The sequence below is a fragment of the Hymenobacter rubripertinctus genome, from assembly GCF_003583925.1.
Classification (GTDB): Bacteria; Bacteroidota; Bacteroidia; order Cytophagales; family Hymenobacteraceae; genus Hymenobacter; species Hymenobacter rubripertinctus.
On sequence record NZ_QYCN01000005.1, the window covers coordinates 1 to 24,369 of the forward strand.

At 59.5% G+C, this 24,369-nt stretch carries 22 protein-coding genes and 1 tRNA gene; 15 read left to right on the forward strand and 8 right to left on the reverse strand.

Annotation, left to right across the window (positions count from 1 at the left end; all coding sequences use genetic code 11):
* Nucleotides 1-306 precede the first annotated feature (306 nt).
* Nucleotides 307-1,260 (reverse strand): DMT family transporter, encoded by a 954-nt coding sequence (locus D0T11_RS04865; protein WP_119654661.1) that lies wholly within the window; start codon nucleotides 1,258-1,260, stop codon nucleotides 307-309.
* A 140-nt stretch (nucleotides 1,261-1,400) separates the two neighbouring features.
* Nucleotides 1,401-2,390 (reverse strand): tRNA dihydrouridine synthase DusB, encoded by a 990-nt coding sequence (dusB, locus tag D0T11_RS04870; protein WP_119654662.1) that lies wholly within the window; start codon nucleotides 2,388-2,390, stop codon nucleotides 1,401-1,403.
* A gap of 198 nt (nucleotides 2,391-2,588) precedes the next feature.
* On the opposite strand from dusB, the gene D0T11_RS04875 reads away from it, so the two are divergent.
* The 4 genes from D0T11_RS04875 to D0T11_RS04890 all read left to right on the forward strand — a co-directional run bounded on the left by D0T11_RS04875 (nucleotide 2,589) and on the right by D0T11_RS04890 (nucleotide 7,282).
* Entirely contained in the window at nucleotides 2,589-3,635 is a 1,047-nt protein-coding gene (locus D0T11_RS04875; protein ID WP_119654663.1) for a CPBP family intramembrane glutamic endopeptidase, read from the forward strand.
* Between the two features lie 131 nt (nucleotides 3,636-3,766).
* Nucleotides 3,767-4,696 (forward strand): phosphatidate cytidylyltransferase, encoded by a 930-nt coding sequence (locus D0T11_RS04880; protein ID WP_147374523.1) that lies wholly within the window; start codon nucleotides 3,767-3,769, stop codon nucleotides 4,694-4,696.
* A 284-nt stretch (nucleotides 4,697-4,980) separates the two neighbouring features.
* Entirely contained in the window at nucleotides 4,981-6,276 is a 1,296-nt protein-coding gene (locus D0T11_RS04885; protein WP_119654665.1) for a Glu/Leu/Phe/Val family dehydrogenase, read from the forward strand.
* Nucleotides 6,277-6,601: 325 nt separating this feature from the next.
* Entirely contained in the window at nucleotides 6,602-7,282 is a 681-nt protein-coding gene (locus D0T11_RS04890; protein WP_119654666.1) for a phosphatidylserine decarboxylase family protein, read from the forward strand.
* A 71-nt stretch (nucleotides 7,283-7,353) separates the two neighbouring features.
* Here D0T11_RS04890 and D0T11_RS04895 read toward each other — a convergent pair whose 3' ends face one another.
* Entirely contained in the window at nucleotides 7,354-7,893 is a 540-nt protein-coding gene (locus D0T11_RS04895; protein ID WP_182888241.1) for a dihydrofolate reductase family protein, read from the reverse strand.
* A gap of 349 nt (nucleotides 7,894-8,242) precedes the next feature.
* Between D0T11_RS04895 and D0T11_RS04900 the strand changes: the two genes are divergently transcribed.
* The 7 genes from D0T11_RS04900 to D0T11_RS23530 all read left to right on the forward strand — a co-directional run bounded on the left by D0T11_RS04900 (nucleotide 8,243) and on the right by D0T11_RS23530 (nucleotide 14,926).
* Complete coding sequence (locus tag D0T11_RS04900) at nucleotides 8,243-8,725, forward strand: GAF domain-containing protein (protein WP_119654668.1); 483 nt, start codon at nucleotides 8,243-8,245, stop codon at nucleotides 8,723-8,725.
* Between the two features lie 146 nt (nucleotides 8,726-8,871).
* Nucleotides 8,872-9,186, forward strand: coding sequence for a hypothetical protein (locus D0T11_RS04905; protein WP_182888242.1), 315 nt, complete (start codon nucleotides 8,872-8,874; stop codon nucleotides 9,184-9,186).
* A gap of 333 nt (nucleotides 9,187-9,519) precedes the next feature.
* Nucleotides 9,520-10,785 carry a site-specific integrase gene (locus tag D0T11_RS04910; protein WP_119654669.1) on the forward strand — a complete coding sequence of 422 codons (1,266 nt, stop codon included), beginning with the start codon at nucleotides 9,520-9,522 and terminating at the stop codon, nucleotides 10,783-10,785.
* Between the two features lie 39 nt (nucleotides 10,786-10,824).
* A complete protein-coding gene (locus D0T11_RS04915; protein ID WP_147374524.1) occupies nucleotides 10,825-11,820 on the forward strand; it encodes a hypothetical protein in 996 nt (331 codons plus the stop codon).
* Nucleotides 11,821-11,943: 123 nt separating this feature from the next.
* Nucleotides 11,944-12,246 (forward strand): helix-turn-helix domain-containing protein, encoded by a 303-nt coding sequence (locus tag D0T11_RS04920; protein WP_182888243.1) that lies wholly within the window; start codon nucleotides 11,944-11,946, stop codon nucleotides 12,244-12,246.
* A 4-nt stretch (nucleotides 12,247-12,250) separates the two neighbouring features.
* Complete coding sequence (locus tag D0T11_RS04925) at nucleotides 12,251-13,759, forward strand: DNA primase family protein (protein ID WP_119654672.1); 1,509 nt, start codon at nucleotides 12,251-12,253, stop codon at nucleotides 13,757-13,759.
* Nucleotides 13,760-13,873: 114 nt separating this feature from the next.
* Entirely contained in the window at nucleotides 13,874-14,926 is a 1,053-nt protein-coding gene (locus D0T11_RS23530) for a DUF6371 domain-containing protein (RefSeq protein ID WP_220473698.1), read from the forward strand.
* Nucleotides 14,927-15,698: 772 nt separating this feature from the next.
* Here the strand turns inward: D0T11_RS23530 and D0T11_RS04935 are convergent.
* The 4 genes from D0T11_RS04935 to D0T11_RS04950 form a co-directional block, all read right to left on the reverse strand.
* Complete coding sequence (locus D0T11_RS04935; RefSeq protein WP_147374525.1) at nucleotides 15,699-16,235, reverse strand: hypothetical protein; 537 nt, start codon at nucleotides 16,233-16,235, stop codon at nucleotides 15,699-15,701.
* A gap of 116 nt (nucleotides 16,236-16,351) precedes the next feature.
* Complete coding sequence (locus tag D0T11_RS04940; RefSeq protein ID WP_147374526.1) at nucleotides 16,352-17,509, reverse strand: HipA domain-containing protein; 1,158 nt, start codon at nucleotides 17,507-17,509, stop codon at nucleotides 16,352-16,354.
* A gap of 140 nt (nucleotides 17,510-17,649) precedes the next feature.
* Nucleotides 17,650-17,722, reverse strand: a tRNA-Met gene (locus D0T11_RS04945).
* Nucleotides 17,723-17,989: 267 nt separating this feature from the next.
* On the reverse strand, nucleotides 17,990-19,831 hold the full coding sequence (locus tag D0T11_RS04950; RefSeq protein ID WP_119654676.1) for a BamA/TamA family outer membrane protein: 1,842 nt from the start codon (nucleotides 19,829-19,831) through the stop codon (nucleotides 17,990-17,992).
* Nucleotides 19,832-20,154: 323 nt separating this feature from the next.
* Between D0T11_RS04950 and hemW the strand changes: the two genes are divergently transcribed.
* The 4 genes from hemW (at nucleotide 20,155) to D0T11_RS04970 (ending at nucleotide 23,855) form a co-directional block, all read left to right on the forward strand.
* Nucleotides 20,155-21,291, forward strand: coding sequence for a radical SAM family heme chaperone HemW (gene hemW / locus D0T11_RS04955; RefSeq protein ID WP_119654677.1), 1,137 nt, complete (start codon nucleotides 20,155-20,157; stop codon nucleotides 21,289-21,291).
* Nucleotides 21,292-21,497: 206 nt separating this feature from the next.
* On the forward strand, nucleotides 21,498-21,992 hold the full coding sequence (locus D0T11_RS04960) for a hypothetical protein (protein WP_119654678.1): 495 nt from the start codon (nucleotides 21,498-21,500) through the stop codon (nucleotides 21,990-21,992).
* A gap of 398 nt (nucleotides 21,993-22,390) precedes the next feature.
* The gene (locus tag D0T11_RS04965; RefSeq protein ID WP_119654679.1) at nucleotides 22,391-23,044 is read left to right on the forward strand and encodes an alpha/beta fold hydrolase; all 654 of its coding nucleotides are present in this window, start codon (nucleotides 22,391-22,393) and stop codon (nucleotides 23,042-23,044) included.
* A 40-nt stretch (nucleotides 23,045-23,084) separates the two neighbouring features.
* Complete coding sequence (locus D0T11_RS04970; protein ID WP_119654680.1) at nucleotides 23,085-23,855, forward strand: cyclase family protein; 771 nt, start codon at nucleotides 23,085-23,087, stop codon at nucleotides 23,853-23,855.
* Between the two features lie 140 nt (nucleotides 23,856-23,995).
* Here the strand turns inward: D0T11_RS04970 and D0T11_RS04975 are convergent, their stop codons facing one another.
* Nucleotides 23,996-24,271: a hypothetical protein gene (locus tag D0T11_RS04975; RefSeq protein WP_119654681.1), complete on the reverse strand. Its 276-nt coding sequence runs from the start codon at nucleotides 24,269-24,271 to the stop codon at nucleotides 23,996-23,998.
* Nucleotides 24,272-24,369 lie beyond the last annotated feature (98 nt).

Consider the following 24,369-nt stretch of genomic DNA (forward strand, 5'->3'; position numbering starts at 1 on the left):
GCAGGACGATAAGCAAAATGTCGCTCAGGGCGTGGGAGCAGCGACCCGCTACGCGAAAGTCCTGGACGTCGGCAAAATGGTGGTGCAAGTTCATCTGACGAAGGTACCATCCCAGCCAAAATCACCCTATTTGGTGCGGTAGCCCTATTAGTAATCAAATACATTCGCAACCTCACAGTTGGGAAAACGGTGTATCAACTGCACTTTCTGCCACTACGCCAATCCGGTGACTTCAAAGAAGCAGAACGGCTGCGGTTTTTCAACTCCGTGGAAATTCGACAGCCAGTTGAGGACTGAGCATCCGGCCTAGCGTGCCCGGTGGATGATGGCGACGCTGACCAGGATGATGACCATACCCAGCAGATGCCACAGGTTGAACTGTTCGCCATCGAGCATCCCCCAGGCCAGGGCGACTACCGGGATGAGGTAGGTGTTGGAGGCGGCGAACAGGGCGGTGGAGGTCTGGATGAGCTTATTGAATAGCACCATGGCTACGGCCGTGCTCATGGTGGCCAGCAGGGCAATGTAGCCGAAGGCCGTCCAGGCCCCGGGCACCACGGCCAGCTTGTGCAGAAACCCGGTGCCGAGCAGCAGAAAGGCCAGCGCCGGACCGCCGATAAACAGCAGCAGTAGCCCCGTCACGGCCAGGGCCGGAATGTCGCTCAGGTGGCGCTTAATCACGTTTACGCTGATGCCATAGCCCAGCGTGGCGGCCACAATGAACAGGCCGTACCAAGCGTTGCCCTCGCCCGCGGGCGAGGTGCCGGCCGCCGCGCTGCCGCCCAGCAGAATGAGCACCAGCGTGCCCGCCAGCCCCAGCACGATGCCCAGAACCCGCAAACCGGTGAGCCGCTGCCCGAAAAAAGCCGCGCCCACCACCAGCGTAAACACGGCCGTGAGGGCGTTGAGCACGCCCGCCAAGCCCGAGGCCAGCCGGGTTTCGGCGTAGGCAAACAGAAAGGCCGGCAGCAGCGTGCCCACCACCCCGCTCAGCAGCAGCCACCTGAGCTTCCCGCGGTTCACCCGCCCCAGGTGGCGCAGGGCAAATGGCAGCAGCAGCAGCGCCGCCACGCTCACCCGCGCCGCCCCCAGCTCCAGGGCCGAAAACACCACCAGCCCTTTCTTCATCAGGATAAACGAGGTGCCCCAGATGGCGGCCAGTACCAGCAGCAGCACCCAGGCCGTAGCCGTAGGAGCCGGCGGCGTCAGTGTTGTGGGAGTAGGAGCGGAAGTGATAACAGGAGCGGGAGCGGAGGGCATTGAGCGGATTAAGAATCGTTGTGGTATCAGCGCAGAACTGGCCAAAAACCTGTCATCCTGAGCTTGTGAAGGACCTTATCACGTTGAATCGCATGCACGTGATGAGGTCCTTCGCAAGCTCAGGATAACAGGTTTTCTACCTACCCCACCAGCATCGGCTCGGCGGCGGTTATTTCGTCCATGATGGCGAATATTTCCAGCGGGTCGTTGGTGTCCACGAGGCGGCTGCGCCACTGGCGGGCACCTTCGAGGCCCCGAAAATACTGGGCGTAGTGGCGGCGCATTTCGAACACGCCGGCCCGGGGGCCTTTCCACTCCAGGCTCTTCTCGAAGTGCATGCGGCAGGCCTGCACGCGCTCCTCCACGGTGGGCGGGGCCAGCAGCTGGCCGGTGGCCACGTAATGCTTCACCTCCCGGAAAATCCAGGGGTAACCGATGGCCGCGCGGCCAATCATGATGCCATCCACGCCGTAGCGGTTCTTGTACTCCACCGCTTTCTGGGCCGAGTCGATGTCGCCGTTGCCGAAGATGGGGATTTTGATGCGCGGGTTGTTCTTGATGGCCGCAATCAGCCGCCAGTCGGCCTCGCCCTTGTACATCTGCACCCGGGTGCGGCCGTGGATGGTGAGGGCCTCAATGCCCACGTCCTGGAGCCGTTCGGCCACTTCCTCCACGTTTTTGGTGTCCTCATCCCAGCCCAGGCGGGTTTTCACGGTCACCGGCAAATGCGTGGCCCGCACCACGGCGGCGGTCATGTCCACCATTTTGGGAATGTCGCGCAGCAGGGCGGCGCCCGCGCCCCGGCAGGCCACCTGCTTCACGGGGCAGCCGTAATTGATGTCGATCAGGTCGGGGCCGGCTTCGGTGCTCAGGCGGGCGCACTCGCCCATCGTATCCACATCGGAGCCGAACAGCTGGATGCCGATGGGCCGCTCGTAGTCGAACACGTCGAGCTTCTGGCGGCTCTTGGCGGCGGCCCGGATCAGGCCCTCCGACGAGATGAACTCGGTGTACATCAGATCAGCCCCGCCCTGCTTGCACACGGCCCGGAACGGCGGGTCCGACACGTCCTCCATGGGGGCGAGCAGCAGCGGGAAATCGGGCAGGGCAATGTTGCGGATATAAACCACTTGTTTTTTGAGCTGATAGCCGTCAGCGGTTAGCTGCCAGCTTTTTGTTGAGGAAAAGCACCAGGCCGGAAACCACCGGTTGGGACTGGCACTGGTATTTTGCGCAAATTTACGATTAGTTAGGGGCTTGGCTGCCCAAACAGCCCGGAGCCGCATCAGGCCCCCAGCCCTACGCTTCCCACCAACCCACCCCCCACCATGAAAGGTTTCGTTTCCAGCCGGCTGCACCCGGCCGCCAACCTGGCCCTGCTGCTGGTGCTGCTGCTGGCGGCGCTGTGCGTGGCGGGCTTCTTTACCATGGCCCTGAGCCAGCTCTTCTTCGGTATCGGCTTTCAGGAGCTGGGCAACGTCAACCGCCACCCGCAGGACTACCCCCAGGGCTGGGGCGTGATGATGCTGGCCCAGGGCATTACGCTGCTCGTGATGCTGGGGGGCGCGGCAACGGCCTTCGTGCAGCTTACGGGCCACACCCTGGCCGACTATTTTGCTCCCCGCCGGCCGGTGTCGGTGGGGTGGCTGCTGCTGGCGGCCGCCCTCATCATTCTGAGCGTGCCGGCCATGTCGGTGCTCATTGCCTGGAATGCCCAGCTGCACCTGCCCGACTTTCTGGCCGACTGGGAGCAGTGGGCACGGCAGGCGGAGGACCGGGCCCGGGTCATTACGAGCTACCTCACCCGGTTTTCGTCGCCGTGGCGGCTGGTGGTGGCGCTGGTGGTGGTGGCCGTGATACCAGCCCTGAGCGAGGAGCTGTTTTTCCGGGGCGTGCTTCAGCGCAACTTAGTGCAGTGGTTTAACTCGCGGCACGTGGGCATCTGGGTGGCGGCGGCCATTTTCAGCGCTATTCACATGCAGTTCTTCGGCTTTTTTCCGCGCTTCGTGCTGGGCCTGGGGCTGGGCTATTTATACGAGTGGAGCGGCAACATCCTGGTGCCCATGGCGGCCCACTTCACTCAGAATGCCTTTCAGCTGCTCTGGCTCTATGCCCAGCAGCGCGACTGGTCGTCGGCCGAGTTCGACCCCGATTCGACCGAGGCCCTGCCCTGGTACCTGGTGCTGGCCTCCTTCGTGCTGGGCGGGTTGCTGCTGCGCTACCTCTACCGGCTCACCCAAACGCCCCGCCCCGATGAGCTGCCCACCGAAATGCACACGCTCGGCGGCCGGGGCGTAGCCGTGCACCGGCCCGATGAGGTGCGCCCGCCCGCCCGCACCCTCAGCCACGATGGCGTGGATGCCACCCGCGCCTGAGTTTCAGCTGTTCGCTGATGGCTATTAGCTGTTAGCTTTGTCCGGGGCCTGAAAACAATCCGGGCACCGACTTTCCTCCCCCCCCCAAAAGCTATCAGCCAACCGCTACCAGCTACCAGCCCCAAAACCGTTTGTCTACCTCTCCCGCTTCTGCTCCGTCGGCCACGCCCCCGGCCGATAAACCCCCGATGTCCAACCTGAGCCAGCGCCTTATTTTTGGGCTGCTGGGGGCTGCGGTGCTCCTGGGCAGCGTGTGGTACAGTGCCTGGACGTTCGCGCTGTTTTTTGCGGTGGTGCAGGTGAAGATGCTGCTCGAATTTTACCGCATGATGCGCCAGGCCGGCTACAAGCCCGCCGCCGTGCTGGGCAGCAGCATCAGTGTGCTGCTGTTTGCCAGCGTGGCCGCCCTCACCGAGTTCCGCCACCTGGCCAACGACACGCTCCCGGCTACGGTCAGCGACCTGCAACAGCTGCGGCTGCTGGCCGTCGGCCTCATCGTGCTGCTGCCCGTTATTCTCATTCTGCGCGAGATGTACGCCTGGCCCCGCGCGAATCAGCCGTTTTCGCCCTTCGCCAACGTGGGCGTGGCCCTGCTGGGACTGCTCTACGTGAGCCTGCCCATGAGCCTGCTGAGCCTGCTGGCCTTCAGCGGCAGCGGCTACGACTACCGCCGCGTTTTTGCCCTGCTGTTCCTGGTCTGGTCCTCCGATATCGGGGCCTACGCGGCGGGCAAAACGCTGGGCAAGCACAAGCTGGCCCCCAAAATTTCGCCCGGCAAAACCTGGGAAGGCGCCGTGGGCGGGGTGCTGCTCACGCTGCTGGTGGGCTACCTGCTGGGCTACTTGCTGCCCGAACTCTCGCTGACCTACCGCCTGATAGTGGCCGGCACGGTGGCCGTCTTCGGCCCCCTGGGCGATTTGGCCGAGTCCATGCTCAAGCGCAGCGTGGGCGTCAAGGACTCGGGGCGCGTTATGCCCGGGCATGGCGGCCTGCTCGACCGGTTCGACGCGTTCCTGTTCATTCTGCCCGTGCTGGCCGTGTTGCAGTTGCTCTGGGGCTAGGGCCGCCGGCTGTTCATCTGGAAAAAGCCAATGCCCGCCGCGTTGGCTTTTTTTGATGTAAAAATTCAAAGACCACTACCCTGGCGGGGTCTTTGAGAGGCCGGGCGGCGGCCCGGGCCTCCGGAGGTGCTACCCAAACCACCGGTCGGAAATGAGGGGCTGTTACCGGCCCGTAACTCCCCGTAAACCCCGTACCTTTGGCCACCCAAATTCCCTAAAGGCGGTGCGGAATCCTCCCCCGGACCGCTGCTTTTTCATCCTCACCCACCCAACCCCCCACCCGTATGGCTGCCACCACGGTCTACAAGTACAAAGAGCCGGCCCCGCGCGTTGATGCCGAAAACCCGCTCGAATCCATGATGTCGCGCTTCAATGTAGCAGCCGAAATCCTGGGCCTCGATGAGGAAACCTACGAGGTGCTCAAAGCCGCCGACAAGCAGGTGATTGTGCACATTCCCGTAACCATGGACAACGGCAAGGTGCGCGTGTTCGAGGGTTACCGCGTGATTCACAACACCATTCTGGGCCCGAGCAAAGGCGGCATCCGCTACGACAAAAACGTGCACCTCGATGAGGTAAAGGCCCTGGCCGCCTGGATGACGTGGAAGTGCGCCGTGGTCGACATTCCCTACGGCGGAGCCAAGGGCGGCATCATCTGCGAGCCCACCAGCATGAGCGCCGGTGAGCTGGAGCGCCTCACCCGCGGCTACACCCTGGCCATGAAGGACGTATTCGGCCCCGACCGCGACATTCCGGCCCCCGACATGGGTACCGGCCCGCGCGAAATGGCCTGGCTGATGGATGAGTTCTCGAAAACCGTGGGCGCTACCTCGCCCGCCGTGGTAACGGGCAAGCCCCTGGTAATGGGCGGCTCGCTGGGCCGCACCGAGGCCACCGGCCGCGGCGTGATGGTGTCGGCCCTGGCCGCCCTCAAAAAGCTGAACCTGGACCCCAAGGATGTATCGGCCGCCGTGCAGGGCTTTGGCAACGTGGGCTCTTGGGCCGCCAAATTGCTCAGCGAGAAGGGCGTAAAAATCAAGTGCATTTCCGACGTGAGCGGGGCGTACTGGAATGCCGACGGCATCGATATCGATGAGGCCGTGGCCTACAAAAACATGCACGCCGGCCGCCTCGACGGCTTCACGGGCGCGGCACTCATGGACAACGCCGACGAGCTGCTGACCCTGGACGTAGACGTGCTGGTGCCCGCCGCCGTGGAGGACGTCATCACGGAGCACAATGCGCACCAGATCAAGGCCAAGCTGATTGTGGAAGGCGCCAACGGCCCGACTTCGGCCTCCGCCGACTCCATCATCAACGAGAAGGGCATTATGGTGGTACCCGATATTCTGGCCAACTCGGGCGGCGTAACGGTTTCCTACTTTGAGTGGGTGCAGAACCGCCAGGGCTTCAAATGGAGCGAGAAAATGGTGACCGAGCGCGCCGACCGCATCATGAACGACGCCTTCGAGAAAGTGTACGCCACCAGCCAGAAGTACAACGTGCCCATGCGCATCGCCGCCTACGTGGTAGCCATCGATAAGGTCGCCCAGACCTATAAGTTCCGCGGGGGCTTCTAGATCCGCAGATGATGCAGATGGCGCTGATGCCGCAGATGCAGACATCAGGCCGCCGGATAGTTTAGCCGACGGCAACGGGCTCCCCTGGTCGGGGCCGACATGTAGTCTGCGCTCTTATATTTGCTTTCCGATAGCCCGAGCCGTTGGTTCGGGCTATCTTCGTGTAATATTTGGCTGGTTTGCTGCCTGGTGGCCCGCCGTCTTTGGCTTGTTTGACGTAAGACCTCCCATCTGATTCTGCGCCGCTTGCCCAACGCTTACCATTAGAAGTCGCCTGCATCTGCGACATCTGCGACATCTGCACCATCTGCATCATCTGCGATTCATGAAGATCCACAAAGAAGGACGACGGATTCTGTTTTTTACCCTGCTGGCCCTGTTGGCCGCTAACCTGCTGCTGTTCCGTTACAACGCCGAAAACGGGGGCTTCAACAAGGTTTTCGCCGCCATCTCGGTGATTATGTTCCTGATTCTGCTGCAATTTTTCCGCAGCCCGGCCCGCCGCCTCTTCACCCACGAAGACCTCATCATCGCGCCCGCTGATGGCAAGGTAGTGGTGATTGAAAACGTACAGGAACCGGAGTATTTCAATGACGAGCGCAAGCAGATCAGCATTTTCATGTCGCCGATCAACGTGCACATCACCCGCAACCCGATTTCGGGTATCGTGCGTTACTTCAAGTATCATCCGGGCAACTACCTGGTAGCCTGGCACCCTAAAAGCAGCACCAAGAACGAGCGCACTACAGTGGTCGTCGAGTCGGAAGCCGGGCCATTGGTGCTCTTCCGCCAGATTGCCGGGGCCATGGCCCGCCGCATTGTGTGGTACGTGAACGAGGGCGACGAAGTGAGCCAGGGCGAGGAGTTCGGCTTCATCAAATTCGGCTCCCGGGTCGATATTTTCGTGCCCCTGGACACGGAGGTAAAAGTACAGATCGGGGAGAAGGTAAAGGGCGGGCAGACCATCATCGCCCAGCTCAAAACCCCGCCCCCCAGCTTGTTCTAGCCTCCTGGCAACCCGGTTAAAATAGCGGCGGCTCCCGACTTGGGAGCCGCCGCTGCTGGTTTAAGTGGCTATCAGGCTACCGTTTCGGGCGGCAGCTGGTAATGAAGCAGGGTCATGCCATCGGGCCAGGTTTGGGTGCGCAGTAGGTGCAACGGCTGGGCATGGTCCTGATGGCGCCAGAGTGGAATGCCGGCCCCCAGCAAGCGGGGTACCACAAACAGCATCAACTCGTCTACCAGGCCGGCCGTGAGCAGGGGCGAGGCCAGGGTGCTGCCGCCAATGAGCCAGATGGTGCGGCCGGGCTGCTCGCGCAACTCGCGCACGAAAGCAGCCGGATCGGTGCTGATGAAGCGCACCGACTCGTGGGGAAGCTGGCGGGGCGGCTGGCGGCTGAAAACGTAGTTCGTGAAGCTGGGATACGGCCATTCGCCCGACTCGACGACTTGCTCGTAGGTGGCGCGGCCGAGCAGGGTGGCATCGGCATTGGCCAGAAAATCGGCGTAGCCATAATCTTCGCCCGGTGGGGGCGTGGGGAGCCATTCCACCGAGCCGTCGGGCGAGGCAATGTACCCGTCGAGGCTGGTGGCAATGTAGAGGACAACTTTACGCATGGGGGGTGGGGAATTGGTTGTGGGTAGGGAACAACAGAGCAAAGAGCGGTACTCCGGCCACGGGCCGGCGACAGTAACTGGTACGAAGGCAAGCGCCGGCGGGCTGCGAAAACCCAGCGGCAAAACCCGGATCAACCACCTGAGCAGACGGTAAGAGGCTGACCAGCTGGGCGGAAGCGCAGCAGCAAAATACACTATCTTTCGTTTCATATCCGCGCAGGTCAATGGCTTAAAGCCGAAAACCGGGACCGGGCCGGGCATTGGCAATGGTTAGCTGCCGGGCGGGGCCTACCTTTGCGGCCGGGGCCGGCCCTGCCAGGACCGGCCGCTATTTCCCCCTTCCCTACGCATGGCCGAAGAACTGCTCCTCGACACCACCCTCAGCAAGGCTGAGCAATACCGCCAACTGCTGCCCCAGCTCGAAGCCCTGACCGCCGGTGAGCCCGACCGGGTAGCGAATCTGGCCAATACTGCCGCCGCGCTCCGGCAGGCATTCGGATTTTTCTGGGTGGGCTTCTACCTCGTGCAGGGCGATGAGTTGGTGCTGGGCCCGTTTCAAGGGCCGATTGCCTGCACCCGCATCCGGCGGGGCAAGGGCGTGTGCGGCAGCAGCTGGGACCAGGCCACCACCCTGCTCGTACCCGATGTGGAGGCGTTTCCCGGCCACATTGCGTGCAGCTCCGATTCCAAATCCGAAATCGTGGTTCCCATCTTCAAAAACGACCAGGTCGTGGCCGTCCTCGATGTTGACAGCGACCAGCTCAACGACTTCGACACCACCGACCAGCAGTTCCTGGAGCAGCTCATGCAGCTGGCCGCCAAGTGGTTCTAAGGTGAATGAGTACCTGGCCGAACAGGTGAGTTCTGTCACTCATTCATGCCCTTGATTACCACTGCCTGGTATTGGGGGCGCCGAGGCTGCCTTTACGCAAGGGGGGGCCTGGGGAGCGGCTTGTCATCCCCTTTCCTTTCACGAGCGTGAAAGTCCGCTTCGATACCCGCCCCGAAATCACCAAGGAGTACAAGCGGGTGCTGCGGGCCCGCGCCGCCAGCCCGGCCTTGCGCGCCGGCACGCCCACGGCCTACAGCTCCAACGACGTATGCGCCTTCACCAAACCGGCCGGCTCCAGCCAGGCGCTGGTGCTGGTAAACGTGCGCAATGCCACCGTGCAGTACCCCGTGCCCGCCGCCCTCGCCAACACCACCTGGACCGATGCCCTGCTGGACGGCCCCGCCACGGTGGGCACCCAGGTAACACTGCCAGCCTACGGCTATCAGGTGCTAACGAAGTAGGCGTTGCGCCGCAGATGCGCGACGGAAGTCATCGGACCACTCGCGGGGAAATGCGGCAACGTGAACGACCAGATAGGACAAAAAAGAAGCGTCCCGGCTGCCTGTTGGCAACCGGGACGCTTTAGGTAGCGGGGACTGGATTGCAACCCGCTATTGTACCCTTACACGTTGCACCCCCAAATATAGCCCCTTACTTGCTTTAAACCGCTTTCTGCCTTTGTGAGTGTCGGTATGTATATGAATAAATACGGTCAATACCTGCAAGTGTGTACCCCTGTGTGTACCCCGTAAAAGAATATTCAGTAGCTTTGGTGCGGCAACTACAACGACACTATGGCAACTGTTTCCTTTCACTTGAAGGAGCCAAAGGCTGACCGCCCTACGGCTATCTACGCGCTGCTGACTATCGACCGGCGCACTCGCATCAAAGTCTATTCCGGCCAGAGCATACACCCCAGCAAGTGGGGTAAGGCTGACCAACGGGCGCAAGTACGCGGTAAGGGCAACGAATTGAACGGGCACTTGAACGACGCGCTGGCCGGTATCAACGACCGGCTACTGGCCGCCTACGCTACCCACCTGGCCGCCGGCACCGTGCCCACGGCGGCGGCCCTGAAAGAGGCGGCGGCCCCGGAACGCCTAGCCGAACCTGTAGCGGTTCCCGTTGGTCAGTTCTGGCAACGGTACGAGGAATGGGTAAGCTACACCCACGCCGCCGGCACCGGCCGCACGGCTCAGGCCCACGCCACCGCCGGCCGGCACCTACGAGAGTTTGCAGCGGCCAGCGGCTACGCCCTCGACTTTGATACCCTGACCCCCACCGTGGGGGACCGTTGGGCCACTTATCTGCTGAACACGGTCCGGCTTACAGATAACACCATCAACAAGCACTTAGGGCGGCTCAAAGCATTTATGAAGTGGGCCGCCAAACGGGGCTACACCACGAATACCGCCCTAGCCCAAGTAAGCTGGGCACGGCGGGAGCCGGACGTTATAGCTCTGGCCGCCGCCGAACTGGCCGCCCTAGAATCGTTGCCGCTGGCCGCCGGCTCCCGCCTCGACAAAGCCCGCGCCTGGTTCCTGCTGGCTTGCTACACTGGCCTACGGTATTCCGACCTAGTGAGCATTCAGCCCCAGCACCTACGGCCGGCTACTGACAAACTCCCCGCCCACTTACGACTGACCGCGAAGAAAACCCGCGCCGTGGTGAACGTGCCCCTAAGCGCCCTAGCCCTGGCAATCGTGAACCGGCTACTTGCTGGGGAGCTGGCAACGGTGAAGGATCAACCGATAACGAACCCTGTGCTCAACCGATTCCTAAAAGAGCTAGGAGAGCTGGCCGGTATAGATTCCCCAGTTGAAGTTATCCGGTACCGGGGCGGAGTTGCCGACGTAACAACGTGTCCCAAGTACGAAAAGCTGACAGTTCACACGGCCCGCCGCACGTTCGTAACCCTTAACCTGGGCAAGGGAATGAGTGCCGAGTTCGTAATGAAGCTGACCGGGCACACGTCGTACAAATCCTTTCAGCGGTATGTGAACCTGACCCCGCAACGGGTAGCCGAAGAATTTGCCCGGTTCCACGAAATGCCCGACTAGGCAACGTAATAAATCGGTACATTTTAGAGCTGGCAAGCCGTGAAAAGCACACAACTAACGGGTGAATTGAGCACCTTGGCAAATAGCCATTGGCGCGAAGTAGCAGAATATGATAGGTTCGTGCTGCCGCTATTGGTGCGCCTCGAATCGGTAGACTGGGGGCGGGTACTTGCAGTGCAAAAAGCCCGTTGGCACCGGGGCGCTATCAATGCACTACGGGCAAAAGGCCAGCCCTTAAATTGGGCGGCTCCCCGTAACTACGGTGGGCCGTGGGGCTCTCGTTTCCAGTTCACAGACTTACAGAAGCCCAACTATACGCTGGCCGGATATAAGCAGCGCGAGTATGAAATTATGCTAGAAATGTGGGGCGGGGCGTTGGGCAACTCAGATGTTCAGGCCAGCACCACGCCCGACCGTCGGCAATTTCTGGCTGGCCGGCTCAGAACGGCCAGCCGTATGTTGAGTCAGTATGTTGAAACGCGCTACTTGGGAATGCAGGGTGTGTTTGTCGAAGAAAAATTTGAGCTTGAGCACGCGCTAGCAGCGGCCCTGGCCGGCAAAGTTCTAGACCCTTCTACGGTAGGCAAGACAGAGGCCAACCTGACCCACTTCCGGCAAGCTCTGACAGACTTTCACGAAGCGGAGCGGCCAGCGCCCGCCGCCGCCGTAGTTGCGGGGGTTGTGTCTAGTTCAGCCACACCCGCGCCGAATCCGCCACCGGCTTGCCCTTTTGCGCCATTATTGCTCAACTACTCTTTGGCCGAACTGACCGCGTTGCTGAAAGAGTTAGGACTAATCGATCCTAACACCGGAAAAGCCACCCCAGCGGCTAGCCCTGGGGCATGGATTGGAGTAGTGTACGGTTTGATGGAGGCAGCCCCGCCCCGCCTGCGAAACAACAAGCGGGCAGCCCGTCAGGCGTTGGTTGAAATATTCGGCGCGGTCGTTAGTGAAAGCGCCTTAAATAAAGGGCTAGGCAAGAATAGGAGCGAAGCAGAACGCTTCCGAGATACTACGCTAAAGATTCTAGGCTGACAGGTTCACCAGCAACGTTTTCCGTATTCCTCCGCATCCTTCCGTAGGCACGATTCCGGAATGTGTAACCCCGCTCTTTGTAGCAGAGCTGGCCGGCTAACCTTCCCGGCGGCCCTGTTACTAATGCAAGCTGTTATTCCCGTAGGCGTTGAGTACGCCCAATTACTCGAAGATGTACGGGCCGTTGTTCGGCACGAACTAACCAACCGCGCCACCGCAACTGCTACTGAGGCCACGCCCGTTGATGAGCTGCTGACCGTGCGCGAAGCCGCCGCCCTGCTAGACGTTACCCAACAGACAGTACACGAATGGAAGCGGCGGGGCTTGCTCAAGTATCATAAGCTTGGCCAGCGCACCTATTTGAAGCGGGCCGACGTACTGTCCGCGCTGCAAGGGCACCAGCGCACCACGAAAAAAGGTCGTTAGTCTGATGCAGCAGGCTAAAGACCTACAATCTTCGGAGTTGGCGGGAGGCCAGCTCGAAGAAAAAGCAGCTAGCAAAAAGGGGCGCAACCTCAAAGCTGAACTACTAGCTGACGCCGAACGCCTAGCCGCCCCGCCTGCTGTTGTCTCTCACGAACAACTTTTTGCTGACCTACTTGAGCAGGTACAACCCGTGAATTTTCGGGAGTTGGCCCGCCTCGATGATGAAAAGGATAAGCTGCATACCTCGCATTATGTAGTGCTAGTTATTGAGCAAGTATTGCAGTTGGCCCAACAAAATAGCTGGGGCTTATGTAGGCGGCAAGGGTTTCTGTATGCCTACAACGGGGCCTATTGGAAACAGATAGAAGAACCAACACTTCGCACATTCCTACGGCAAGTAGCCGAACGGCAAGGGGTACCGGCTATGAAAGCTCGGCACCACGGCTTTAGTGAGCAATTGTATAAGCAGTTTCTTGAACTGGCCTCTTTACCCGCGCCCGCCGCTACAACCCGCGCCGCCGTACTGGTGAACTTGCAAAACGGCACTTTTGAGATAGGCCAGACCCAACAGCTACGGCCGACTGACCCGGCTGACTTTCTCACTCACCAGCTACCCTTTGCCTATGAGCCTGGGGCCACCGCGCCCCGCTGGCAAACCTTCCTGAATCGGGTTGTGCCGAACCCGGCCAGTCAGCAGGTACTAGCCGAATACCTGGGGTACGTATTCATTGCCCCGGCCCGGTTGAAGCTGGAAAAGGTGTTGCTATTATACGGTACGGGAGCTAATGGTAAATCCGTATTCTTTGAAGTTGTTACGGCCTTACTGGGGCCTGAAAACGTCAGCAGCTACTCACTAAAAGCCCTGACCAGTGAGCCGGCGTATTGCCGTGCCCACCTAGCTACCAAACTGGTGAATTATGCCAGTGAGTTGCACGGGAAATTAGAAGCTGATGCGTTCAAACAGTTGGCTTCGGGTGAACCCGTAGAAGCCCGGCTACCCTACGGTCAGCCCTTCATTCTGACAGACTATGCGAAGCTGATATTCAATTGTAATGAGCTGCCAACGGAAGTAGAACAGACCCACGCTTTTTTCCGGCGGTTTCTGATAATTCCGTTTAACGTTACGATTCCCGAAGCGGAGCAAGATAAAACGCTAGCCGGGGGCATTATTCGGGAGGAACTGGCCGGGGTGTTCAATTGGATATTAGCCGGCCTAGGGCGGGTGCTCAGTCAGCAGGGCTTCACCGATTGCGAAGCGGCCCGCCAACAGCTCGAATTGTACAGGCTCCAATCTGATACCGTGCGCCTCTTTTTAGATGAATTTGAGTACACGGCCAGCCCCGAAGTGTATGAGGCTACTGATGGCGTGTACAGAGGGTACCGGCAATTCTGCGCGGATTTTGGGAGCCACCCCGTAGGGCGTCAGAAGTTCGTGGGTCGGCTAAAAGCTGCGGGTATTGCTCAGACCCGCATAAAAACGGGGATGGTGCTGCATTTGAGCCGACCCCTCTAAAAAAATCTTCTTTTCTGGCCTACACCTTTTACATCTTCTACATCCAGCCGCCGGCTAGTTTTGGCCCGCCGGTGTAGAAGGTGTAAAAGATGCAGGGCTAAAAACATCTTTTTTATGTCTACCCTGACTACCCACCGCTACGCCTTGGCTCCCTACACCGGCCCAAAATCGCGTACCACGTGCCCAATATGCGACAAGCCGCGCTGTTTCACCCGCTACTTAGATACAGAAAGCGGCGAACTACTACCCGATGAATACGGCCGGTGCGACCGGGAAACGAATTGCGGTTACTCCCTAACCCCCTACGCCCGCCCGGCCAGCGGCGGGTTGAGCTACGCGGCGGCGGTTCGGCGCAATGAGCGGCCCACCGCCCGCCCGCCGGCCAACCGCCCGCCGGCCGTAGTCCCTCGCAAACAGGTGTTGACCATACCGGCCGACGTATTCAGGGCCTCGCTAACTGGTTACGAACAAAACAGCCTAGCCACACTGCTACGGCAACACTTTGGCTGGGGAATAGCTGATGAACTGCTGACCCGCTTTCAAGTAGGTACATCGGCATACTGGCCGGGGGCTTGCGTGTTTTGGCTAATTGATGAACGCGGCCGGGTGCGGGGCGGGCAAGTTGTACTGTATGATGAAACAGGCCACACCGCAAAGCAGCAGAAGCCGGATGGTACGTCTTACCGCTTCACCCGGTGGGCACACACGGCCTTAGCTGCTACCCACCGCCGCCGGGGCACCCCGTTACCGGCTTGGCTGTCGGACTATCAGCAGCACGGCCAGAAAAGCCCCTGTTTGTTTGGCTTGCCCCAACTAACCGCCGCGCCCGCCGGGCAAGCCGTGGCCTTAGTTGAAAGCGCAAAAACGGCTATTCTGGCAACACCTTACTTTCCCCAGTATGTTTGGCTGGCAACGGGTGGGCTTAGCTACTTGACCCCGGCACGTGTCTCACCACTCAAGGGCCGCCGTATCGTACTGTTTCCCGACGCGGGAGCACTAGCCGCTTGGCAGGTAAAGGCCACCGAACTACGGGGCTTAGGGTTCACGGTAGAAGTATCGGACAAGCTGGAAACGTTGGCTACGGCCGACGAACGGGCCGCCGGCTTAGATCTAGCCGACGTGTTACTAACTGAGTGGCCCGGTTATCCGCCTAGTTGGGACAATTAACCTTCCCTATTTATTTCGGATTCCTAAATGCTTCACCATGCCCCGCCCCCGAACCGACCCACCTACTACTGACTTCACCCAAAAGATTCAGCTAGCCGACTTGCAGCCAAAGGGGTACTTCGCGGCCGGGCCGTTAGCATTCAGCATAACGCTACCCAACCTCTACACCGGCAAACCGAACGGCCAGCTAGCTTGTGAGCTGACAATGACAGAAAACGGCGGGCGGCTACGGCTTCGCTACTCTATTAACGGAACGCCCTACGATTACTGTATTGAATTAGAAGCGGTCAATTCCAACCTGGGGCGGGGCACGTATTACCTGTTTAAGTGCCCACTGTCAGGGCGACGGGCAAGAGCCTTATATAGTTGTTCAGGTAGCCCGTATTTCGCCCACCGGGCCGCGCTGGGGGTAAAGTATGAGACGCAATATGTAGCTGGGGCTTTTGGTGCCGTGGTGCCGTGGTGCCGTTAGTTAAGCAAAATATCAAAGCGAAAAGGGCCTTAGCTAAACCGTATCGTAAGACGCATTATGCTGGCAAACCGACACGCTGGCATCTGGCCGCGATCCGGGCGTTAGCCAAAAGCCGTGAAATAGCACCCAGCATTCTGGCCATTTTTCGATCATAACTCACTGGCTGACAAATTAAAAGCCCCCGCACCTCTCAATTGAGGTGTACGGGGGCTTAACTGTAAGCAAAGCTGCCAACTACATGCCGTGCGAGTGCTATAATGTTTGCGAAATCAAACTTTTATCAATTGCTTGAGAAACCCATTACATATCACCTACTGTAATAAAAACTTGGCGGATTACTCCATTTTGATCTACTGCTTTCACTTGTAAGTTAGTAGTCCACGAACGCTTAAGGTGGTGAAAAAAATTACAATGTTTCTGCTTGATAAATCCAATAAAAAGTTCATCCTTAAATACTCTAATTGCCTTACAATCTACTTCGTTTTTTCGATCAAACTTGAACTGCAATTTGTCTCCCTCAGCTATAGTGCCTCGTGGTAATTCCAATGATCTAGTGTATGCTAAATCAGTAACAAATTGAAAATGACGCTTAGGGTAAAAATCTGCTAAAAATTCAAAGTTATCAGTCGTAAGCCAACCCTGAGTCATTGCTAGCATATCGAAGGCATCATAGCCTTTGCCTTCTGCAGACCAGAATTCCAGCATATTACTTCGATCGTTCCTCTCGTTTCTAGTAAGACGTCGGGCGAATATTTCCAGAACGCCATCCGTGTATAGAGTATTAATATCTGGGAACTCAGTATAGGATATGAAGCCTACCTTCTTGGCTTCTTCCACATTTTCGGGGTAATATTTGAAGGTAATGGTTTTATTCGCTTTGCGATACAGCCTGCCAACTATGTACCTTTTGCTACCAGGACTTGGCCGCCAACTCAGAAATATTTTGCGGACAATCATATTCTTATTCTTGAAAAGTCTTTGAACAATGAATCCATTCTAGTGCTGATAATCCTCAGCATGAACTCTTGACGTGCATTAGTCAACCTGTAGTGATCAAATTCCTTCCCGTGCGGAATGAATTCGTCAGTGGATGCAAGCAACGAAGCGATTTGATCAGGTTTGTACAACTCTTGTACGGAACTCACTCTGTTGCGAATAGTATCACCATATAATGATACCAACTCTGCTATAAGTGCTCCGTGAGAAATTTTTCTATTTGACCAATGGATTTCGGACTTTCCGCGCCGAATGTAGCTGTCAAACTGCATACTGTCTCGCAGCATCTGCTCTATCTTGTCATTAGGCAATTCTCTTCCAAGGCTAGAGCCGCTGTCAAAGATGGGGGTAAAAAAAGTAGGAGGCGGATTTGCTAAAGAAGTGGCCACATGATCATTAGCAGCAATGCTCACTTGAATACTTCCCAGCATTACACTTCTGATTCTATTAATCAGCTTCTTAAATCCCATGCTATCATCTTTGAGGTTACCCATAAGTTGGTTCCGCCAATTGGGAGACGGGATAGGCATGACGGCTGCAGACTCTAACTTTCTTACCTGTTGACTATTGAACTGGCGATTCAGCTCATCCCTTTGAAAGATAAAGCCCCAGTTCTCTTGGTGACGATCAGAGTTGCCAATAATTGCATCAAATACAACTACGTCAACAAGGTTAGGAAGGAAGCGTTCTAATCCATGGGCTTTTAATGCACGTTCAATTAGCTGAAAATCATAGAGTTTCTTGCTGGTGTTATCACTATCAGGTAGAAAGTCTCTTTCAACAGCTGTTAGGAACGGGAAGCCTTCCAACAAGGTCTGCTTAGCTGTTAGCATGTCTTCACAAATACACCCAATACTACCTAGCGAATACGCTACATTATAGTCTAGCATATGGAAGCCTAATAACTGACCAACTTTACTAGCAATTATTTCTGACCAAAACTCAGTGGGATAAGAGCGCGCTTGCGATGTCTTTGTTTCCTTTTTGTTAAGAGACTCTTTGAAGTAATATCGTTGGCCAGTCTCAGGATTTTCGCAAGTAAACTTACTGCGGGTACCCTTTGTCTGAAACCAATCGTAGCGAGGCCAACTATCAATTGTATATAGTTTAATCATGATCGTGTCTAGATTAAAAATTTTATTGATAAAATATAATTTACTTATTCGGAATTAAGAAGGACTCTCATAGTGTGTACCCCTGTACGTACCCCTAAAACAAACAAAGGGCGTTTCCGCGATGGAAACGCCCTTTTAGGTAGCGGGGACTGGACTCGAACCAGTGACCTTTGGGTTATGAGCCCAACGAGCTACCAACTGCTCCACCCCGCACTGTTTGGTAATACAAATGTAGCAGGGTTTTTTAAGAATGCGAGATACTGAGGCCAAAAGTCCGGGTGCCAGGGTCGTTCCGGTTGATTATCAGCGGTAAAAATTTTTCAAAGGGACCCTGAAAACGAGTATCGAGCCATAATTTCGGGGCAAATGGCCCGAAATGGGCGAGTAGACGCACGGGAAATTGGTTGCTTATTCCCATCCATCATCTATAAAACCCCGCAGAGTTACCGGCGGCCCGGCTATTTCCGGCCTCCCGGTTCGTTAAAACCGGCTGGTAATGCCGAAGTGGATTTTGCCCGAGCTCAGCCCGAAGCGCTGCTGCTGGCTGCGGCCCAGGGCGTACACGAACTGGAACTGGCCGGCCCCGGTACGGAAGCTCAGGCCCGCGCCCAGGCCGGTGGGCGTGTCGCGGGGGAAGGGGTCCTGGGGCAGGTCGCGGCGCAGGTAGGCCTGGTCGGCGAAGAGGAACACGTAGGCGTCGGGGCCGATGAACTGGCGGAATTCGGCGGTGCCCACGGCATACTGGCTGGCGTAGAAGTTGAGCTCGTTGAAGCCCCGCAGCGTGGCCAGCCCGCCCAGCCGGAACAGGTCGTTGAGGAAGAGCCGGTCGTTGAGCAGGGCCTCGCCCCGCAGGCGCGTCACGAGTACCCCGGCCCGCCCAACGCGAAAATACCGCTCGGCCCGTAGCCCCAGGCTGATCTGGCGGCTGCGCAGCGCGAGTCCTTCATAGAGTTCGGGCTTTACGTCGCCGTTTTTACTGATGCGCTTGGTGCCGATGGCCGCCTGGCCGCTCAACAGCAGCCCGCGGCGCGGAAAATACGGGTCGTCGAGGGTGTTCCAGGTGTAGTCGAGGCCGTAGGAGCTGAACTGCGAGTCGATGTTGTCGGGCAGGCTGGTGGCGCGTTGCAGGGCCGAGTCCTGGTTGAGCAGGCGGGAGTTGCGCTGCTCCACGAACACGGCCAACCGACCCGCCTGGGCCGTGGGGTAGGCCACCTGCAGGCGCGGGCGGGTGGTCAGAAACAAATCATTCTGCTTGAGCAGGTTGAACGAGGCGCTGACTTCGAGCGGAGTACCAAAAAACGTGGGGTGCAGGTACTGGGCGTCGAGTAGCTGGGAGGTGGCATCGAGCTTGCGCCACTGCACGCCCAGGCCCTTGCCGCCGCCCCCGATGTTGCGCAGGTTCAGGGTCACGTCGCCCGTAATCTGCACTTTCTTCTGACCCGGGCCGGGGTTGGGGTTCGGCAACACACCCACGATGGCATCGAACTGGTTGGCCGTGCGGTCGTCGAGCAGGAAGTACACCCGCGCCCGGCCCTGGGAAAAGCGCACCTCGGGCGCGGCCTTCACCTGCAAATAGGGCAGTTGGCGCAACCGCCGGTCGGCCTCCCGGATGCGCTGCTGGCTGAAAGGCTGGTTGGGCTCAATCTGGAGGTAGCGGGTCAGAAACTGGGCCTTGGTTTTGGTTTTGCCAATGATCTGGATGGAATCGAACACCACCACCGGCCCCCGGCGCAGCACCACCCGGCCCCCGATTTCGGTACCGGTGAGCGTGAGCGAGTCGAGGCCAATGGTGGCGAAAGGGTAGCCCTGGTTTTCGGCCTCGTGCAGCACGTTCTCTTGAAATTTCACCCATTCCCGGGGGCGCAGGGGCTGCTGCTGGTAGAGCTTTTCGCGGAAGCCGGCCCTCGTCAGCAGGGCGTCGCCGAGGTTGCCGTTGCGCAGCCGGGCCCAGTGGAACTGCTCGCCCACGTACAGGCGCACCCGCAGCGTGTCATGGGTCCAGCGCAGGCCATCGGCCGAGGCCGTGAGGTAGGCGTCGGCTTGCAGGGCCAGCACCAGCTGGCGCACTTCGCGCAGGGCGGCCAGCGAATCGGGCAGCTGCCGGCGGAAGCGGTAGGGACGCAGCAGGGCGGCATCGGCTTCCGCCGTTTCGAGGCGCAGCACCACCGGCCGCCCCGGGCGGGGCGGGGCGGGCGCGGGTTTTCGGGCCGAATCGGGCGGCAGGGCTACGGCGGCCGGGCGGAGCGGCGGGCGGCCCTGGGCAGCAGCCACCGTGGCCGCACTCAGCAGCAACCACCAGAAAACGAGGAAGCGGACGTACATTTGTGCCTGTGCAACGCGAAACGCCGCGTTTAATTTCCCCGAAGATACTTTTTGGGACGACGAAGGGGTGAGCGGGAAGATCAGGACTGGAGTCAGAACGTAGCTCCCCTCCTGGAAAAGGAGGGGAGCTACGTTCTGACTTTAATCACTGCTGTTACGCAGGTCGCTTCCGGTAGCTGCGGTGGCAGGTCGTTGCTCATTGCTCGTTTTTCGGGGCTGATTGGTGAATGAAGGTGAGTCAGCCCCGAAAAACGAGCAACGAGCAACGAAAAACGAATGCTTCCACGGCTACTGCGTAACAGCAGTTAATCAAAGTACCTCCCTTGTCCGGCATCTACCTCCACATCCCTTTCTGCAAGCAGGCCTGCCACTACTGCGACTTCCACTTCAGCACCAGCATGGGCCTGAAAGACCGGCTGGTGGAAGCCCTGGTGAAGGAAATGGACCTGCGGGCCGGCTACCTGGCCCCCGGCGCCACGGTGAACACCATCTACTTCGGCGGCGGCACCCCCTCGCTGCTCACGGCTGCCGAGCTGGATACGCTGCTGACGGCCATTTACCGGCGGTTTGCGGTGGCCCCGGACGTGGAAATTACTCTCGAAGCCAACCCCGACGACCTCACGCCGGCCAAGGTGCGGGAGCTGGCGGCTTCGCCCGTCAACCGGCTCAGCATCGGCCTCCAGAGCTTCCACGAGCCGCATTTGCGGCTGATGAACCGGGCTCACTCGGCCGACGAGTCGAGCACGGCGGTGCGGCTGGCCCAGGACGCGGGTTTCGAGAACATTTCGGTGGATTTGATTTACGGCGTGCCCGCGCCCGACCACGGCATCTGGGAGCGGGATATGGCCGCCGCCTTCGCCCTGAACGTCCCGCACCTCTCGTGCTACGCCCTCACCATCGAGCCCGATACGGTGTTTGGCCGCCAGCTGCGCAAGGGCCGGTTTCTGGCCCCGCCCGACGAGTTCGTGGCCCGGCAGTTCGAGCGGCTGCTCACCGAAATGACCCGCCACGGCTACCAGCAGTACGAAATCAGTAATTTCTGCCGGCCCGGCCGCGAGTCGCGCCACAACTCGGCCTACTGGGGCGGCGTGCCCTACCTGGGCCTGGGCCCGAGTGCCCACTCCTTCAACGGCCGCAGCCGCCAGTACGCCGTGGCCAACAACCCGCGCTACGTGGCGGCCGTGCTGGAGGAGGGCCTCGTGCCCGCCACCGAGGAAATCCTGAGCCCCCGCGACCAGGCCAACGAGTACCTGATGACCAGCCTGCGCACCGCCCACGGCTGCGACCTGGACCGCCTCCGCGACGAGTTGGGCGTGGATTTGCCCACCACCCGCGCCGCCTACCTCGCCCACCTGCAAGCCACCGGCCTGGCCACGCTGGACAGCGGCTGGCTGCGCCTCACCGATGCCGGCAAGCTGCTGGCCGACCACATCACGCTGGAGCTGTTTCAGGAGGCCTGAGGCGCGGGTAGCTGGCCCCGGAGCTGCCCGGCCGGCCGGCCCGGAATGCAGCTGGCCGGGCTGGCCGGAGCGCAGTTTTTTTGGGCGATAGGCCGTGCTTTTCGGGTTTTATCTTTTCTTTGGAAGAGCCATGGGGCCGGTCGGCGGCGTGTTTGCCGCCGCCAGCTCCGTGGTGCGCCTGCCCCGGGCCGGTCAACCCCCTAACTATGAGACGACTGATTGACGCCCTGGCCGACGACACGGACTTTTTCATCGAGCAGGTGCAACTCACGGCCATCGTGTTCGACAACTCCGACGACGTGACCATCTGGGCGACCACGTACTTCGACCAGGACGCCCACTTCTTTCACCTGGGCCTGACCTTCCAGCAGCTCGATTTGCTGCTGCGCCTAGCCGGCGCCCGGGCCGAAGCCCTCCAGGAAGACGTGGCCGACGCCCTGGCCACCGTGCGCGAGTGGCCCTGCCTGCTCGAATACAGCACCGAGGCCGACCCGCCCGTGCCCCTGCCCAACGTGGCCCTCAAGCTCTCCTGCACCTACCCCGCCGACGAGTTGTTCGGCGACGAAGATGGCGACGAAACCGAGGATGATTCCTTCGACATCAGCATGAACGCCGACAGCGAGGACGCCGACGAGTACGAATCCAGCCAGCCCCACAACATCTTCTACCTCGAAGACGTGTTCCTGCGCGTCGAGCCGTGATTATTTGAATTACTGCTATTACGCAGGTCGCTTCCGGTAGCTGCGATGGCAGGTCGTTTTTCGTTGCTCGTTTTTCGGGGCTGATTGGTGAATGAAGGTGAGTCAGCCCCGAAAAACGAGCAACGAGCAACGAATGCTTCAACGGCTACTGCGTAACAGCAGTGAATTATGAATTAAAGGCATAATGCTGGCCGCCGAAGTAGGTTGCACTCGACAGCCTCTGCTTTCAATTTTCTTTTCGCCCCATTTTTATTGAAAACGGCTATTTTGAGTTTCTTTCAGCTTCAAAAGCGGGGCTGCGGCCTGGCAAAACCGTTTCATTCCAGGCATTCAGGAAGCTCCAATTCATAATTCATAATTCATAATTCATAATTCATAATTCATAATTCATAATTAAAATGTTCTACCTGATTCCGGGTTTGGGGGCGGATGAGCGGGTGTTCCGGCAACTGGCACCTCAGCTGCACGGCGAAACGGAACTGCTACCCTGGCTCCCCCCCGAATCGGAGGAAGAAACGCTGCCCCACTACGCGGCCCGGATGGCGGAGGCTATTCCGGAGGGGGCCACGGGGTTGCTGGTGGGCGTGTCGTTCGGTGGAGTGGTGGCGCTGGAGATAAACCGCCTGCGGCCGGGGCTGCGCACGGTGCTCATCAGCAGCATTCCCGATGCCAGCTGCCTGCCGCCGCTGCTGAAACTGGTGCGCACTACCCGCCTCTACAAGCTGTTTCCCCCCCAGGGGCTGAAACTGTTTCCGAGGGCCGGCCAATGGTATTTTGGAGTGAAAGGCGGGGCCGAGTACCGGCTGTTCAAGCGCATTCTGCGCGATATGGAGCCGCGTTATACCCGGTGGGCCATTGCCCGCCTGCTGCACTGGGATAGCACCCCCGTGGGCCGCAGCATCCAGATTCTGGGCACCCAGGACCGCGTGTTTCCGCCCGGCCCCACGCCCGTAGACTACCTCATCCCCGGCGGCGGCCACTTCATGGTCGTCAGCCACGCCCCCGAAATTGCCCGGATTCTCAATGAGGTGGCGGCGGAAGGTGAGGAGTGATACGGTAAGTAAAAGAACGTCATTCCATCATCCAAATCCCATGCTTGCCACTTACCCCCACCACGGCCGCACGTTCAGTTTCAACCCCCACGCGCCGCTGGATATTTCCCTGCCCCTGGCCCCGGGCGAAGACCAGGTGAACTGCTTCTGGGCCGAGCCGGTGCAGTTCGACGTGATTCGGGTGGGCGATTTTGTGGGCAGCGTGGCCGCCGGGGGCAGCACCAACTACCAGCGCGTGCATGTTACGCCCCACGGCAACGGCACGCACACCGAGTGCTACGGCCACATTTCGGCCGAGGCGGGGGCCACGCTCAACCGCTGCCTGCGGCGGTTCCTGTTCGTGGCCCGGCTGGTGTCGGTGCAGCCCCGGCCCCAGCCCAACGGCGACCAAGTGGTGCTGCTGGCCGATGTGCGCCGGGAACTGGAAGGCGGCCCCGACGCAGCCGTGCGCCCCGAGGCCCTGGTGCTGCGCACCCTGCCCAACCACCGCACCAAGCGTACCCGCCACTACTCCGGCACCAACCCCACCTACCTGGAGCCCGCCCTGGCCGACTATCTGGCCCAGCAGCACATCGAGCACCTGCTCCTGGACCTGCCCAGCGTGGACCGGGAGGAAGACGGCGGCGAGCTGCTGGCCCACCACGCGTTCTGGCAGTACCCGCACGCCACCCGCCAGGCGGCCACCATCACCGAGCTCATCTTCGTGCCCGATGCCGTGGAAGACGGCCTCTACCTGCTCAACCTCCAGATTACCAGCCTCGAACTCGACGCCAGCCCCAGCAAGCCGGTGCTGTATGCGTTGGGAGCGTAGGCTCCTGGGCCCATAGAGAGGTCATAGAGTGTTGGGGTGTTGGGGTGTTGGGTAAAAAAACGGTCATCCCGAGTATGTCGCGCATCAAGCGACATACTCGGGATGACCGTCCTTCCGGGCCTTCAGCCCGTCCTACGCGCCTAATTCAACCACACCGTGAGCAGGATTTCGAAGCGGTGGGGGGCAAAGGCGTTGTAGTAGGGAGCCTCGCCCTCAAAGCCGAGCACGTGGACGAGGGGGATGCCCTCAGTGCGCGAATCCACGGTGCGTACGGGGTAGAGCTGGCCCTGCCGGGGCCAGTCGCCGGCGTGGTTGTAGGGGCGCTGGGCGGCATCTACGCAGCGGGCGTAATCAATAAAGGGCGCGTGGCGGGTGGCCTCGGCCAGACTCAGGTTGTCAACTTCGTACTTAGGCATGTCTTTTCGGATGTGCGGAGTGGGGCGAATGTGACGAATGTAGGACGGGTGAAAAACAGGGAAAACACGTTTTCCACATTCCGCCCATTCGGACGTAT